At 66.6% G+C, this 13,524-nt stretch carries 16 protein-coding genes; 11 read left to right on the top strand and 5 right to left on the bottom strand.

Annotated elements, in window-relative coordinates; all coding sequences use genetic code 11:
- Window positions 1-224 precede the first annotated feature (224 nt).
- Together OIT41_RS09725 and OIT41_RS09720 are read left to right on the top strand one after the other, a co-directional pair.
- A complete protein-coding gene (locus tag OIT41_RS09725; protein ID WP_241708482.1) occupies window positions 225-638 on the top strand; it encodes a hypothetical protein in 414 nt (137 codons plus the stop codon).
- A 77-nt stretch (window positions 639-715) separates the two neighbouring features.
- A complete protein-coding gene (locus tag OIT41_RS09720; protein WP_241708481.1) occupies window positions 716-1,789 on the top strand; it encodes a DNA polymerase IV in 1,074 nt (357 codons plus the stop codon).
- A 17-nt stretch (window positions 1,790-1,806) separates the two neighbouring features.
- Here the strand turns inward: OIT41_RS09720 and ggh are convergent, their stop codons facing one another.
- A complete protein-coding gene (gene ggh, locus OIT41_RS09715) occupies window positions 1,807-3,162 on the bottom strand; it encodes a glucosylglycerate hydrolase (RefSeq protein ID WP_241708480.1) in 1,356 nt (451 codons plus the stop codon).
- 188 nt (window positions 3,163-3,350) lie between these two features.
- On the opposite strand from ggh, the gene OIT41_RS09710 reads away from it, so the two are divergent.
- The 8 genes from OIT41_RS09710 to OIT41_RS09675 all read left to right on the top strand — a co-directional run bounded on the left by OIT41_RS09710 (window position 3,351) and on the right by OIT41_RS09675 (window position 9,520).
- Entirely contained in the window at window positions 3,351-3,944 is a 594-nt protein-coding gene (locus OIT41_RS09710; protein ID WP_241708490.1) for a sulfite oxidase-like oxidoreductase, read from the top strand.
- Between the two features lie 10 nt (window positions 3,945-3,954).
- Window positions 3,955-4,692 (top strand): ferredoxin reductase, encoded by a 738-nt coding sequence (locus OIT41_RS09705; protein ID WP_241708479.1) that lies wholly within the window; start codon window positions 3,955-3,957, stop codon window positions 4,690-4,692.
- Window positions 4,689-5,036 (top strand): DUF6510 family protein, encoded by a 348-nt coding sequence (locus OIT41_RS09700; RefSeq protein ID WP_241708478.1) that lies wholly within the window; start codon window positions 4,689-4,691, stop codon window positions 5,034-5,036. The genes OIT41_RS09705 and OIT41_RS09700 overlap by 4 nt, the downstream gene beginning before the upstream one ends.
- An 81-nt stretch (window positions 5,037-5,117) precedes the next feature.
- Window positions 5,118-6,101 carry an MTAP family purine nucleoside phosphorylase gene (locus OIT41_RS09695; protein ID WP_241708477.1) on the top strand — a complete coding sequence of 328 codons (984 nt, stop codon included), beginning with the start codon at window positions 5,118-5,120 and terminating at the stop codon, window positions 6,099-6,101.
- Window positions 6,098-7,162, top strand: a complete 1,065-nt coding sequence (locus OIT41_RS09690; protein WP_241708476.1) for an NAD-dependent epimerase/dehydratase family protein — start codon at window positions 6,098-6,100, stop codon at window positions 7,160-7,162. The genes OIT41_RS09695 and OIT41_RS09690 overlap by 4 nt, the downstream gene beginning before the upstream one ends.
- A 74-nt stretch (window positions 7,163-7,236) precedes the next feature.
- Window positions 7,237-8,061 (top strand): glycosyltransferase family 2 protein, encoded by an 825-nt coding sequence (locus OIT41_RS09685; protein WP_308196788.1) that lies wholly within the window; start codon window positions 7,237-7,239, stop codon window positions 8,059-8,061.
- The gene (locus tag OIT41_RS09680; RefSeq protein ID WP_241708475.1) at window positions 8,058-8,759 is read left to right on the top strand and encodes a DUF2064 domain-containing protein; all 702 of its coding nucleotides are present in this window, start codon (window positions 8,058-8,060) and stop codon (window positions 8,757-8,759) included. Before OIT41_RS09685 ends, OIT41_RS09680 begins: the two co-directional genes overlap by 4 nt.
- A complete protein-coding gene (locus OIT41_RS09675; RefSeq protein ID WP_241708474.1) occupies window positions 8,702-9,520 on the top strand; it encodes an SAM-dependent methyltransferase in 819 nt (272 codons plus the stop codon). Before OIT41_RS09680 ends, OIT41_RS09675 begins: the two co-directional genes overlap by 58 nt.
- On the opposite strand, the gene OIT41_RS09670 is transcribed toward OIT41_RS09675, so the two are convergent.
- Together OIT41_RS09670 and OIT41_RS09665 are read right to left on the bottom strand one after the other, a co-directional pair.
- Complete coding sequence (locus tag OIT41_RS09670; protein WP_241708473.1) at window positions 9,481-9,993, bottom strand: hypothetical protein; 513 nt, start codon at window positions 9,991-9,993, stop codon at window positions 9,481-9,483. The two genes, OIT41_RS09675 and OIT41_RS09670, sit on opposite strands and share 40 nt — an antisense overlap.
- Window positions 9,993-11,210 (bottom strand): molybdopterin-dependent oxidoreductase, encoded by a 1,218-nt coding sequence (locus tag OIT41_RS09665; protein ID WP_241708472.1) that lies wholly within the window; start codon window positions 11,208-11,210, stop codon window positions 9,993-9,995. The genes OIT41_RS09670 and OIT41_RS09665 overlap by 1 nt, the downstream gene beginning before the upstream one ends.
- A gap of 111 nt (window positions 11,211-11,321) precedes the next feature.
- Between OIT41_RS09665 and OIT41_RS09660 the strand changes: the two genes are divergently transcribed.
- Window positions 11,322-12,722: a glycosyltransferase 87 family protein gene (locus OIT41_RS09660; RefSeq protein ID WP_241708471.1), complete on the top strand. Its 1,401-nt coding sequence runs from the start codon at window positions 11,322-11,324 to the stop codon at window positions 12,720-12,722.
- Here OIT41_RS09660 and OIT41_RS09655 read toward each other — a convergent pair.
- Both OIT41_RS09655 and OIT41_RS09650 read right to left on the bottom strand, forming a co-directional pair.
- Window positions 12,715-12,846 carry a hypothetical protein gene (locus OIT41_RS09655; protein ID WP_264637866.1) on the bottom strand — a complete coding sequence of 44 codons (132 nt, stop codon included), beginning with the start codon at window positions 12,844-12,846 and terminating at the stop codon, window positions 12,715-12,717. The genes OIT41_RS09660 and OIT41_RS09655 overlap by 8 nt on opposite strands.
- Window positions 12,847-12,860: 14 nt before the next feature.
- On the bottom strand, window positions 12,861-13,439 hold the full coding sequence (locus OIT41_RS09650; protein ID WP_241708470.1) for a TetR/AcrR family transcriptional regulator: 579 nt from the start codon (window positions 13,437-13,439) through the stop codon (window positions 12,861-12,863).
- Window positions 13,440-13,524: the final 85 nt, after the last annotated feature.

The following is a 13,524-nucleotide window of genomic DNA, read 5'->3' as shown; positions in this document are numbered from 1 at the left end:
CAACGAAACCACCCATCCGGAGGTTTTCAAATGAGGCAACGTATTACTCTTCCCGGAGGTATTGCAATGAGGCAACAGGGGGACCTCATCACGAGCAAAATCGGAAGGATCTCCAGGCCGCCGGTTCGCGCGCGGGAATCATGCCGGGTTCCCGTCCGTTCTCTTCGTTGATGACCTTCTTTCGGAGGCGGGAAAGACACACACACGAAGTTTGGGGACTGACCATGACGATGAACGAAACGATTGCCCGTCTCCGGGCCGGACACCTCATGGTCCGCGACGCCGAGGAATGGGACGAACTATCGACAGACCTCGAGCGCGCTTACGGGAGCAACGACGACGAGCTCATTGAACAGCTGCAGCCCCAGTTCCTGCAGTCATGGAGGACAGTCACAAGATACGTCCTCCGCGACACCTTCGACGCAGCAGGCATCGCAGTCACCGATCCCAGCCATCCGTGGGGAATAGCAACCCTCACCGCGAACGGAACGAGTTGCGAGCCGCTTCTCTGCCGCCCCGACGATGCTGGTACCGAAAAGGCTGGCGCAGGCGGCGGACTCCAACTTCTCACTTTCGCAGACGCAATGACCCACTACACCGACTGCCTGGCGCTTCTCTTCGACGAGCGGGACTACTGAGATAGGACCGCAAGCAACAGAACTCAAGCCGGGCGGAATCCGATGCTTGGCAGGGACGTTTACGGCAGACTAGTGCCGTGAGCGGAATCCCGTGGGTACTGCACGTTGATCTCGACCAGTTCATCGCGGCCGTCGAGGTGCTCCGGCGGCCGGAGCTTGCCGGCAAGCCGATCATTGTCGGCGGCCGGGGCGACCCCACGGAAAGGGCTGTGGTGTCGACGGCGTCCTACGAAGCCAGGGCGTTCGGTGTGGGTTCCGGGATGCCCCTGCGCATTGCGGCCCGGAAAGTGCCCGACGCCGTGATCCTGCCCGTCGATCACGAGGCTTACCTCGCGGCATCTGAAGCGGTCATGGCCACCCTGCGCGCGCAGCCCGGCGCCACCGTGCAGGTGCTGGGCTGGGATGAAGCCTTTGTAGGCGTTGAGACGGAGGATCCGGAAGCCTACGCCCACCGCGTTCAGGCCGCCGTGCTGGCGCGAACGGAACTCCATTGCAGCGTGGGCATCGGCGACACCCTGGTCCGGGCCAAGGTCGCCACCGGGTTCGGCAAGCCGGCCGGCGTCTTCCGCCTCACCGCCGGGAACTGGCTCGACGTCATGGGCAGCCGGCCCACCAAGGACCTGTGGGGCGTCGGCGCCAGGGTGTCCGCCAGGCTGGCCAAACTCGGCATCAGCACCGTCGCCGAACTCGCCGCGTCCAATCCCCAGGACCTGGTCCCGGAGTTCGGCCCCAAGATGGGTCCGTGGTATGCGCAGCTCGGACGAGGCGACGGCGCCAGCGTTGTGGATGACACCCCGTGGGTTGCCCGCGGACATAGCCGGGAGACCACCTTCCAGCACGACCTGATCGACCCGGTCCAAGTGGAGGATGCTGTGCGCGAGCTGACAGCGCATGTCCTTGAGGACGTCGAGGCCGAAGGACGGGCCGTCATTGGACTGACCCTGAAGGTCCGGTACGCGCCGTTCCTGACCACGACCCAGGGGAAGAAGATTCCGGAGACATCCGACCGGAACGAAATCCTCGCGCGGGCCATGGACCTCGCAGCCGGAATCGAGGCCGGCCGTCCGATCCGGCTCCTTGGCTTGCGGGCCGAAATGGCAATGCCCGACGATGCCCGGAAAGGACACACACCCACGCGCGGCGGTTGGTGAGGCCGTCGTTCCCTTCCTTATGCGGTCCGCACCTGCCAATCCGGCCCGATCCATTCGAGGCAGGCGGCGGCTGTCCACGCCTGATTCAGGCTCCCGAGCGGTTCTCCGGTGAAGGGTTCGTAGTATTCGCCGAACTGGAGGTCGGCTAACTGATCGAGTGACGCGGCCTTGAGCGCTTGGTAGATCTCGTTTTGCCCGTCACGGTGCGCGGCCCAACCAAGGAGGAGATTCAGGAAGGGCCAGACGGGGCCGCGCCAATAGGTCCGGGGTCGGAAGGCACCACTGGACGGCGAGGTGGACGGCGGGAGAGGAAACCGCAGCCCGGGATGCCCCATCCAGTCCGGCCCGAGAAGGAGCTTCCTTTGCGCCGCGAGCAACGGCTCCCCGCCTCCGGACACCAGCGGGGCAAATCCGGAAACGGTCTCGGTCGAGATCCACTCCTTGGCCAGGATGTCGTAGTCGCGGGCAAGGCCGCTCAGGGGATCAATCGTCGACGCCACCCCGTCGCGGAAGCGCCGCGCGAAATCCCGCAGCTCCCCGGCGTCGGAACTGCGCCCGATCTCCTCGCCCAGAGCGGCGAGGACATCGCTGGCAGCAGCCATGATCGCGGAAAAGAAGACGTCCCGCACCCGGAAGTCGACGACGTTCCGCACGGCCTCGTCGTCGTACTCCACGGAAGCCATCTGCTGAACGAGCCACAGATACTTGGTGTATTCGCTGTCGTCGGGCCGTTCGCCCGTGTCTGCAACATGCAGGGTGTCACGCCGCGTGAAGGCAGGGACGGTACCGGCCTGGACGCGGGCGTAGGGCCCATCCCAGCGCGGGGAATTATCGAATCCGGACTCCCAACCGTGATGGATTTCAATCAGCCCTGCGGCGTCCGGGTCACGCACGGTGGCCAGCCACCGGTGCCACGCGAGCCAGCCGTCGAAGGATTCGGCGAGGAAGGTCTCTGCCGCTTCCTGGTCGGCGCCGCCGTTCGCCCGCCCCCGGTCCAGGATATGACGCAGGGCGATCGCATGGACGGGAGGCTGGCAAATGCCGCTGCTCTTGATGCCGGAAGGACGTGCGCGGGCGGACTCCGTGCCCCAACGGTCAAAACCTGGAAAGTAGTCGGTGCTGTTCTCGCTGAAGACGATGTGCGGGATCATTCCCGTGGACCACTGCGCGGCCAGCAGGGTCCGGAGTTCCGTGATGGCGCGTGGGACATTGATCCGCGCCAGTCCAATAGCTACGAAGGCGGCGTCCCAGCTCCACATATGGGGGTACAGATTGGGCGCCGCAGTGGTCATGGTGCCCAGATCGTTGAGCCGGAGGACCTCGGCTGCTGCCCTGTGAAGGTCCTGCACACTGACGCGAGGAGTGGTGTTCATGTGGCCTCCGAGGCCATTGGCTTGGTGCGGATCCGTGACTGCGCGAAAGCGTGCACGACACTTACCAAGCTACTGCAGCGGCCGTGACCCGGTCAGGCTTTGCCAGGCACCTAGACCGCGCCCGGCCGTTGGCCTATCGTGGGGGAACCGGGCACGGCCGGCGTGAGTCTCCGCATCGGAGGTACATGGTGGGCATCATCTCTTCTGGATTTCATGGAAGACGGCAGAGCGGCAATCCGGCGTTGCCGCCGGGCCAATACGAGACCGGCAGCTTCCCGGTCCTCACCGCAGGCCCCGCTCCCCGGATCGCCCCTGACCGCTGGGAATTCTTCATCACCACTGAGGCAGGGCAGCGCCATGCGTGGTCCTGGGACGCTTTCATGGCATTGCCCCAAACCGACATCCATACGGACATCCATTGCGTAACCAGCTGGTCCAAGCTGGGCACCACGTGGCGCGGAGTGTCCCTGGATTCCCTTTTTGAAAACGTGGAAACAAGCTGCAGGTTCACGATGGCCCACTCCTACGGCGGATACACAACCAACGTCCCCCTGGCGGACCTTCTGGGCGGCAGGGCATGGGTGGCCTGGGAGTTCGACGGCGAGCCGCTTGATCGCGTCCACGGCGGACCCGCCCGACTCCTGGTGCCGCATTTGTACTTTTGGAAGAGCGCAAAGTGGATCAACGGCATCGAGTTGACCCAGGATGATGTTCCTGGTTTCTGGGAATCCAACGGCTACCACCTCCACGGCGACCCGTGGCGCGAGGAGCGCTACTCATGAGGTGCGCACGATGAGCACGCAATGGCGCGTGGCCGACGTCGTCAGCAGCATGCCCGAAACGGATACCGCCCGGACCATCGGGCTCCGGGCAGCCGGCCTTAACGGCAACCTCGCCGGACAGCACATCGACATCCGCCTCACCGCAGACGACGGGTATTCGGCCGTCCGCTCGTACTCCGTGGCGCGGGCAAGCATGGACGAAACCTTGGAGATCACCGTTGACGAATTGGCCAACGGAGAAGTCTCCCCCTATCTGGTCAGGGAACTGGCCGTCGGAGACCATCTGGAGATCCGCGGACCTGTGGGTGGCTGGTTCGTCTGGAAACCAACGGATACGAACCCGGTTCAACTGATTGCCGGAGGATCCGGGGTGGTGCCGCTCATGTCGATGATCCGCGCGCACCACGCTTCGGAGAATCCTGCGCAGTTCCGGCTGCTCTATTCGCTCAAGTCACCCGAAGCGGGGTTCTATCGGGAAGAACTCCTCACCTTGGCCCGGCAATCCGGCAAGCTCACCATCGACTACGTATACACACGCAAGGTCCCGGAGGGTTGGCCGGCTGCCCCGCAACGGCTCACGGCGGAAACCCTGCTGGCCAACATTTTGCCGAAGGACCGTGCCCCGGACGTCTTCGTCTGCGGCCAGACCGTCTTCGTGGAAACGGTCGCGGAATGGCTCGTGCAAGCGGGATATCCCGCCGGGTCGATCAAGACCGAGCGCTTCGGCGGAACAGGAGGAACCGGGTGAATGGCAACAATGGGCCCGATTCTCCGGGCGCAATGGATCCGGGCTTCGCGGATCAGGACATCGCGGGAACCACTGGCAATGCGATACCCCACCTGGACGGAAACGCGCTCGCCGGACCGCTCTGGGAACTCTTCCGCTTCGATATCGTCGCCGCGATCGGACGCTGCAAGCACTGCGGAGCGGTCCGCGTCTTCGCTGAAACGATGGTCTACGTCGACGCGCCGGGAATCGTTGTGCGCTGCGCTTCCTGCGAGGGCGTACTGCTCCGCCTCGTGGAGACGCCCACGCGATACTGGCTCGATGTGAGCGGACTCAGTTACCTGCACATCGACCGCGACGGCTAGGGCGATTCGCACCAGTACGCGTTCCGGACACGTAAGGATTCCACCCGCGACGGCGCGGGCCTGCATTGGCATGATGGGGTCATGTCATTGCTCCCGGAAGACACCGCAGCACCCCGCTCACGGATCGCCATCATAGGCGGCACCGGCCTGTACAGGCTGCCCGGGGCCGTCATGCTCGACACGCTGGACATCCCGACGCCGTTCGGGCCTCCTTCCAGTGCCGTGACGGTCGCCCGGCTCGCCGCGCCGGACGGCCTCGCCGCGCCGGACGGCCCCGGCGGCGATGACGGCGACGGCGGCCCGGTGGTCGCATTCCTGAGCCGGCACGGCCGCGGGCACAGCGTTTCACCACAGCAGATCAACTACCGCGCCAACCTCTGGGCCCTCAAGAGCCTCGGCGTGGAGGCCGTCATCTCCTCCGCGGCCGTGGGCGGACTGGTTTCCAGCCACGGAACCGGCACTTTTGCCGTACCCGACCAGGTCCTGGATAAGACCTGGGGACGGGCCGACACCTTCTACGACGGCTCGTCGCCCACCGGGGTGCAGCACCTTCCCGCCGCCGAGCCCTACAGCGCCCCGTTGCGCGCAGCGCTCATCTCGTCCCTGCAGCGGCACGGGGAAGACTTCGCCGGGGCGGGCACCGTGGCCGTGATCAACGGTCCGCGATTCTCCACCAAGGCTGAGGCCGCGGCCCTGGTCCAGGCAGGCGCACATCTGATCAGCATGACCCAATACCCGGAACCCATGCTCGCGGCTGAATTGAACATGCACTTCGCCGCGCTGGCATTCATTACCGATGCCGACACCGGGCACGATGGCTCCGAACCAGTCACGGCGGAACTGGTGCTGGGCCGGCTGGCGGGGGCGCAACCGCGGATCCTCGCGGTGTTGTCCGACGCGGTGCGGACGGTGTCCGAGGCGATCACTGGCGCCGATCCAGCGGACGACGACGGGCCGTGGCGGATGGCTCCCATGCCGCCTGCCGCGGTGGCCACCGTGATGGGCACCGCCGGCCCCGCCGGCGACGGCCCCGTCCTCCCCGGCACGGGGCGAACAGCGCCGTGAGGCTATTGGTCACGGGCGGGGCCGGTTTCATCGGCAGCCACATTGTGGAGGCAGCCGTGGCACGCGGCTGGGAGGTCCGGATCCTGGATTCACTGGATCCGGCAGTACACCCCGATCGGCCGCAAGGAATTCCCGGGGCGCACCTGACGGCGGGCGATGTCGGAGACCCAGCCGCCGTGGCAGAAGCGCTCGCGGAAGTCGACGTCGTCGTGCACCAGAGCGCCAAAGTGGGTCTCGGCGTCGACTTCTCCGACGCGCCGGACTACATCCGCAACAATGACCTGGCCACAGCCGTGCTCCTGTCAGGCATGGCATCCGCAGGTGTTGGCAAGCTCGTCCTGGCTTCGTCCATGGTGGTGTACGGCGAGGGCGCCTACACCGACGCTGCGGGCAGGCTGGTGCGCCCTGGCCCGCGCCTGGTGGAGGATCTGGAGCACGGAATATTCGATCCCCGCGACCCTGCCACGGGCGAGCTGCTCCTGCCGGCGCTGGTCAGCGAAGACGCGGCCATGGATCCGCGGAACGTCTATGCCGCCTCCAAAGTGGCACAGGAAAACCTGGCTTCCGCATGGGCGCGCGCAACCGGAGGCACCGCCGTCGCCCTCCGCTACCACAACGTCTATGGCCCCCGCATGCCCAAAAACACCCCCTACGCGGGCGTAGCCAGCCTGTTCCGCTCCGCCCTGGCCCGCGGCGAAGCCGTGCGGGTGTTCGAGGATGGCGGCCAACGCCGCAGTTTCGTCCATGTCCGGGACGTTGCCGAGGCGAATCTGTTGGCCATTGACGCGTTGGCAGGGGGCCGGATGGCCTCGGGCAGCCTTCGGGCGTACAACATCGGCGCCTCTGAAGTCCACACCATTGGGCAGGTGGCGGCCATCTTGAGTTCCGTGAGCGGGGCTCCCGAACCTGTGGCCACCGGCGGTTTCCGGCTAGGCGACGTCCGGCATATCACCGCGAGCTCCGCCCGGGCCCAGGCAGAGCTCGGTTGGATCCCCGCGCAAGGTTTCGAGGACGGAATGCGCGAGTTCGCTACCGCGCCCTTGCGCGGGGACCATAGCTAGGCCGGTGGCAAACGTCCCGGTTCCGTAAGGAAATCCGCCTGTCGCACCGGGCCTGCGGATTCTACGGTCAAAGGGTGGAGAAAGAGCAAAGCGGTTCGCGCGGTTCAAACGATGGCATCGGCATGGCCGACATTCTCAAGGGACCGGCGGGTGACGACGGAGGCCCACCCGCCCCACTCGTGGACGTGGTGTTTCCGTGCCTCAACGAGCGTGCGGCCCTTCCCATGGTGCTCGGAGCCTTGCTGCCCGGGTACCGCGCAATCGTCGTGGACAACGGATCAACCGATGGATCCGGAGGGCTGGCCGCCGGTCTGGGGGCCACAGTCGTCGAGGAACCGAGGCGCGGCTTTGGCGCGGCAGCTCATGCCGGACTGCTCGCGGCCACGGCGGAGTTTGTGGCCTTTTGCGATTGCGATGGGTCGTTGGACCCTGCCCAACTGGCCCCGATGCTTGACCTCGTCCGCACCGGTCGCGCCGACCTGGTGCTAGGTGCCCGGCGTCCGGCGTCGGGCGCTTGGCCGCTTCACGCCCGCTTGGCCAACAGGGCCCTGAGCTGGCGGTTGCGTCGGCTCACGGGGATCGCCATCACGGACCTTGGCCCACTTCGCCTTGCCCGGCGCAGCGCGCTCCTGGGACTGGACCTCAGGGACCGGCGCAGCGGCTATCCGCTCGAGATGTTCCTCAAGGCCCACCGGGACGGCTGGCGCGTGGCCGAGGTCCCCGTCGATTATGCACCGCGGCTGGGGAACTCCAAGGTCACGGGGACACTCCGCGGAACCGTCACGGCCCTCAAAGACATGGGGACCCAGTTGGCCGCCGCTTCACAGCGGACTAAGGCGACGAAGGCCGCCGGACCGGCCGGTCGACCATCGGCCGATGCCCACGGAGCGACGCCGTGAACCTCACCGTCGCCGTCATTGCCAAAGAATGCAGCCCCGGCAAGGTCAAGACCCGCCTCACTCCCCCGCTCACGCCGGAGCAGGCCGCAGCCTTGGCCCAGACGAGCCTGAGCCAGACGCTGGAAACCGTACGGACCCTTCCCGCGGCCAGGCGATTGCTGGTGTTTGACGGCACGCCGCACCACGCGGACGCTGCCGGTTTTGAAGTCTTCCCCCAAGGGGCCGGCGGCCTGGACGAACGGCTGGCGGCCATCTGTTCGCTCACTGCGGGACCGCTGCTGATTCTGGGCATGGATACGCCCCAGCTACGCCGCGAGCAGTTGGCCCCGCTGCTGGCGGACTGGGAAACCCCCGCCCCGGCACCCCGCCGTGCCTGGTTCGGCCCGGCGTCGGATGGTGGCTTTTGGGCGTTGGGCCTGTACACGCCCGACGGCGGCCTGCTCCGCGGGGTGGACATGTCCACCCCGCACACCGGGGCGCAGCAACGGGGCCGGCTGGCCGGAGCCGGCCTGCACGTGGGCGTGCTGCCCGTCCTCAGGGACGTGGACTACTTTCCCGATGCTGTGGCTGCCGCGTGGGAATGCAGCGGAAGCCCGTTTGCCCGCGCCGTGGACCTCCTGAGCGAGGGACTGCCGGCGGAATGGACAAGGACGGTGCCATCCGACGCCGCACCCATGCCATGGGCTGCCCGGACATGAGCATCCACACAGTCCCGAGGGATCCCGGTGCCCGCGCCGACGCTTTTGCTGCGGGCTCCCGCCCGCGCGCCCTGTTTGGACCGGCTCTATTTGGCCAAGCGCTCTTCGGGCAGGGCGGCTACGAGCCTTACGCCCGCAGCCTGCCCCTCGGAGTGGGGCGACTGACGTTGCGACCGGAATCGGCCTTGCCGGAGGGCATCGGGCCAGTCCACTTCAACATGCTCTCCTGGTCCGGCCCGGCCACCACAAGTGAGCGCGAGCTGCTCCGCACCCTCCGCGGGCCCGTCCTCGATGTGGGTTGCGGCCCAGGCCGGATGCTGGAGGCCGCCCGGGAACTGGGGCTGGCCTCCATGGGTGTCGATTCGAGCCCCGCCGCCGTGAAGCTGGCCACCGAGCGAGGCGGCGCGGCCGTCCTGGGCTCCATCTTTGACCCGGTCCCGCACGAACGGGGTTGGGGTTCGGCCTTGTTACTGGATGGCAACATCGGCATCGGCGGAAACATCCGGATACTGCTGGAGCGTGTTTCCTCGTTGCTTGCCCCGGACGGCCAAGTACTGGCGGAAGCCGAAGCACCGGATTTTCTCGACGTGGCCTACCTGGCGGTGCTGGAGGATTCAGACGGACGTGCCAGCGCGGCCTTTCCCTGGGCGCGCGCAGGCAAAAAAGCGCTCGCGCGCCACGCGGCCCGGGCCGGGCTCAAGGTGGTTGCCACCCGCACCGTTCAGGAGCGGATCTTCCTGACCTTGGAACGGCGGCCGTAAAGTCCGACGGCGGCCACAACAACGGCCGCGGCGACCGCCAGGACCACCCAGAAGACACCCAAGGCCAGCGCATAGTCCCCCTGCAGGACCGTGTTGTTCACGCCGCTGCCCGGCCCCCTCGGCTGCAGCACCTGCTGGGCACGGATCAGCGGGGCCGCGACCAAGGTCGCCACCGCACCCACGAGAAGCGCGCCGCGCACTATCCCCTGCTGGACAGGGGACAGCCCAAACGTGAACCTCGACAATCCGCCACCGACCAACGTTGTCAGCGGGACCAGCATGCCGTCGTGCACCAACAACGCCACGGCAAGCCACGCTGCCACACCGATCAGCTGGGCGGGCGGCACGTTGGCCAGGAATCCGAAGAGCGCATACCCGAGGGCAGCCACGCCCAAGGCGCCAAGTGCTGCCCGCGCCCACCAGAGAGTCCTGCGCCCTGACGATGCCGCAGCACCCACCAAGGGAAGCCGCATCAGATCACCTCCACCTTATGCACCCATTTGGTCTGCAGCACTCCCGGCCGACCTGGTGCGATGATGCGTGCCGGATAGCCATGGTCAAGGTCGAGTGGCTTGCCATTCAGCTCAAGTGCCAGCAATGTCTGCTCGTCCTGGCTGTATGCGGCGGGCATGAAGGAACGCCCATAGACGCCGCCCTTCTCCATGCTGGATATCTGCAGCTCAGCATCTACGGGTGCGCCCACCGTTGCCATCAGGTCCCGGATCCGGACACCACGCCATTGCGCCCCTTGGCTCCAGCCCTCCACGCAGGCGATGGGCAATCCGTAGCTGTATTGCGGCAAGGCCGCGAGCTGCGCCAGCGTGAACGTCTTCCGGACCGATCCCGAGGACACTGTCAGCACCCAGTCGCGGGCAAGCGCAGCGTCCGCCACACCGGCCTGGGCTGCCGTCCTGTTGATGGGTACGGCCTGCGGGCCGGTATCCATGCGGCGCGGCGCGAACAGGTTCAGGCCCGACAGCCAAGCGAACGACTGGCCGGCCGTCGTCAAGACGACGACGCCGGTGCCGGCGGTGAGTGCCGCAAGGAACCCCCGGCGGCTCCAGCCGTTCCCGGTTCCACGCTTTACCGCGGCCGGAACCGTTTTGCTGTCCGGCAAAACCTCCTCAGTGTTGGCGGCGGTGGCGGCCGCGTCCGATCTACGGCTCCAATGAGCCAGGATGACGGGCATCTTCACAGCGATGTGGAGCGCCAAAGATCCGATGATGACCCAGGCCAGCCAATAGTGGACATCCCTGAAGGAAAACGGCCACGCATACCACTGGAAAGTGTTGAGCAAGCCGATGGTGACTTCCACGAGGGAAGCGGCCACGAAGAGCGCAATCGAGGCGCGTTCGAGTGCATGCACCACGGATTTCAGCGGAGGCCAGCGCAAGAGTTCGGGGTAGACGGACCAAAGCTTGGCTGCCAGGAGCGGGATGGAAGCTATCCCGGTGGTGACGTGGATGCCCTGCGTAGCCACGTACAGCCACGCGGGACGGGTAAGGAAAACCATCCAAGCCGGCGGATCCTGCAGGAGGTGGCTGAACAGTCCGGTCAGGAAACACACAGTGAAGGCAAGGCCGAGCCAACGGCCCAGCACCACCGTCAGCCGTCTGCTGCGCAAAGGCGAGGAGAACCGTCCGTTCACCGCTTCCATCCGCTGTTGGAGGAAAGTGGTCAATCTGTCCATACCTTGATCAGACCACCAAGACCCGTCGGTCGTCCCGGTCCAGACCTTACGAAACGCAAACGGTCCCTTGGGTTCATGGCCCCCGGCCCGCGAGTGATGCAGGATCAAAGGGTGAGCGAATCAACACCCCGGCGCGCGTCCGGTATTTCGGCTGCGGTGGCGCTCGCCTTGGTGGCCTTGCTCGCCGTCGTCATCTGGTGGACGGTCACTACGGATCCGTCCGCGGAGTGGGTTTCCCCCCTTGGCACGCTCGCGGCCTGGACCGTCTTCGTCCCGGCAGCACTGGTGGCGCGCCGGATCCCGGCGCGGTACGCGGCCGCCGTCGTGCTCCTGGGCTCCCTCCTGGTGGGAGTAGCAGCCATCGCCGCCCCGCCCGCCACCAGCAACGACTCCGCCCGCTATGCGTGGGACGGCATCGTTCAAAAGGCCGGGATCTCCCCTTATGCCCACGTTCCGGCGGACGAGGCGCTGCGGCCGCTGCGGCCGTCCTGGCTATTCCAGGATGCCGGGCCTGACGGAACGTGCCATACCAATCCCTTCCCGACCGGCACCGAGACCACATCCAATATTCCCGGCGGGAGCACCCTGTGCACGGCAATCAACAGGCCCACCGTACCCACCGTGTATCCCGCAGCGGCAGAGTTGTATTTCCTGGCGGTGCGGCTCATCCCTGGCTCCGAGGTGGGGTTCGTCGCCTTCCAGCTGGCCGGGCTGCTCCTCAGTCTCGCTGTGACGGTGGCGCTGCTTGCGTTCCTGCGCCGCACCGGCCGGCCCGCACACCAAGCGGTGTGGTGGGGATGGTCTCCGCTGGTCGCTTTTGAGGCCATCAACGGCGCTCACGTGGACGCGCTGGGCACCGCACTGGCCCTGGCGGCAGCACTGTTGTTGGTGGGCGGACGCACCCTGGGTTCCGGAGTGGCGTTTGGCGCGGCGGTTGCCACCAAGCTCATTCCCGTCATCAGCGCCCCGGCCCTGCTGTATCGGAGGCCGGTCCGCTTCGTCGCCGCGGCCACGGCAACCTTTGCCGTGACGTACGTCCCGTACGTGCTCGCCAGCGGCTGGGCGGTACTCGGCTATCTGCCCGAATACCTTCGATCGGAGGGCTATGACGGGCAGGACAGTCCGCGATTCACCTTGTTGAAGCTGCTGCTCCCGGCCGGTTGGGCAGGACCGGCCGCATTGGTGCTGCTGCTCGGCCTGGCCCTCTACGTGTGGCGCACCACCGACGCCGCCCGGCCTTGGGACGGGCAGGTCTTGATGGTCGGAGGAACGCTGCTGATCGTGTCGCCGAGCTACCCCTGGTATGCGCTCCTGCTCCTGCCGTTCGTGGTGCTGAGCGCTCGTTACGAGTTCACAGCGATCGCTCCTGTGCTGGCACTGATGTATCTCACCGGAGCGGAACCCTACGGCCAATTGGCGGCGCGACTGGGCCTGGGCGCCGCCGTCGTGCTCTTGCTGGTAGCCGCCATGGTGAGGCGACGGTCGCGGCAATTCCGGCCGTCGATCACATGACGTCTGTGGAGCCATCTGGTGTGGCCTCGGTGACGATGGATTCCAGCATGGGATCCCCTGCTATGCCGTCCGCGGTGAGCGCGGCTGGCACCGCGACGATCCACATCAAGTCTTTCGCCTTCACCGGCCCGGACGGTCCTAAGAACCCGGGCAGGAGTCTTCGATCAGGAACCGGGCAAGGCGGAGGGCGCGCCGGCCGTAGGTCGCGCCGTCGAGGACGGCCGCGGTGGCATAGGCGCCGTTGAGGATGATGAGCAGTTCATCGGCGAGCTGCCCGGGGTCCTGCGCGCCGGCGTCGGAGGCGAGGGAGCGGAACCAGTCCCGCACTTGCTGCTTGTGCCCGACGGCGACGAGGTGCGCCGGGTGCCGCCCCTCGGGGAACTCGGTGCTGGTGTTGAGCATCGGACACCCGCGATACGCGGGACCGGCTGTGTCCCCCGCGAGCACTTCGAAAACAGCCATCAACTTGCCCGCCGGGGACGACGCTTCCCCGGCGGCCTGCTCCATCCGCTCGAACCAGGCATCCGCGCGCCCCTGAACATAGGCGGTGGCCAGGGCGTCCTTGGTGGGAAACTGGCGATAGATCGTGGCGTTGCCCACCCCGCACTCCTTGACCACGGTGTCCATCCCGACCGCCCTGATCCCCTGCTGATAGAAAAGGCGCGTCGCCACATCGAGCACGTTGCGCCGGTTCTCCTCGCCACTCCTGCGTGCCACGGAAACCACACTCCTTCTGAAACCTTCGTCCGCTGTTGCCTTGCATCCAGTTTGACAGACGGATCGTTCCGTCACAAACTGTTTG

It is taken from the genome of Arthrobacter sp. YA7-1, from assembly GCF_025960325.1.
GTDB classification, from domain to species: Bacteria; Actinomycetota; Actinomycetes; order Actinomycetales; family Micrococcaceae; genus Arthrobacter; species Arthrobacter bambusae_A.
The sequence above is the reverse complement of the archived record's forward strand: the minus strand, read 5'-3'. Positions and strand labels throughout refer to the sequence as shown.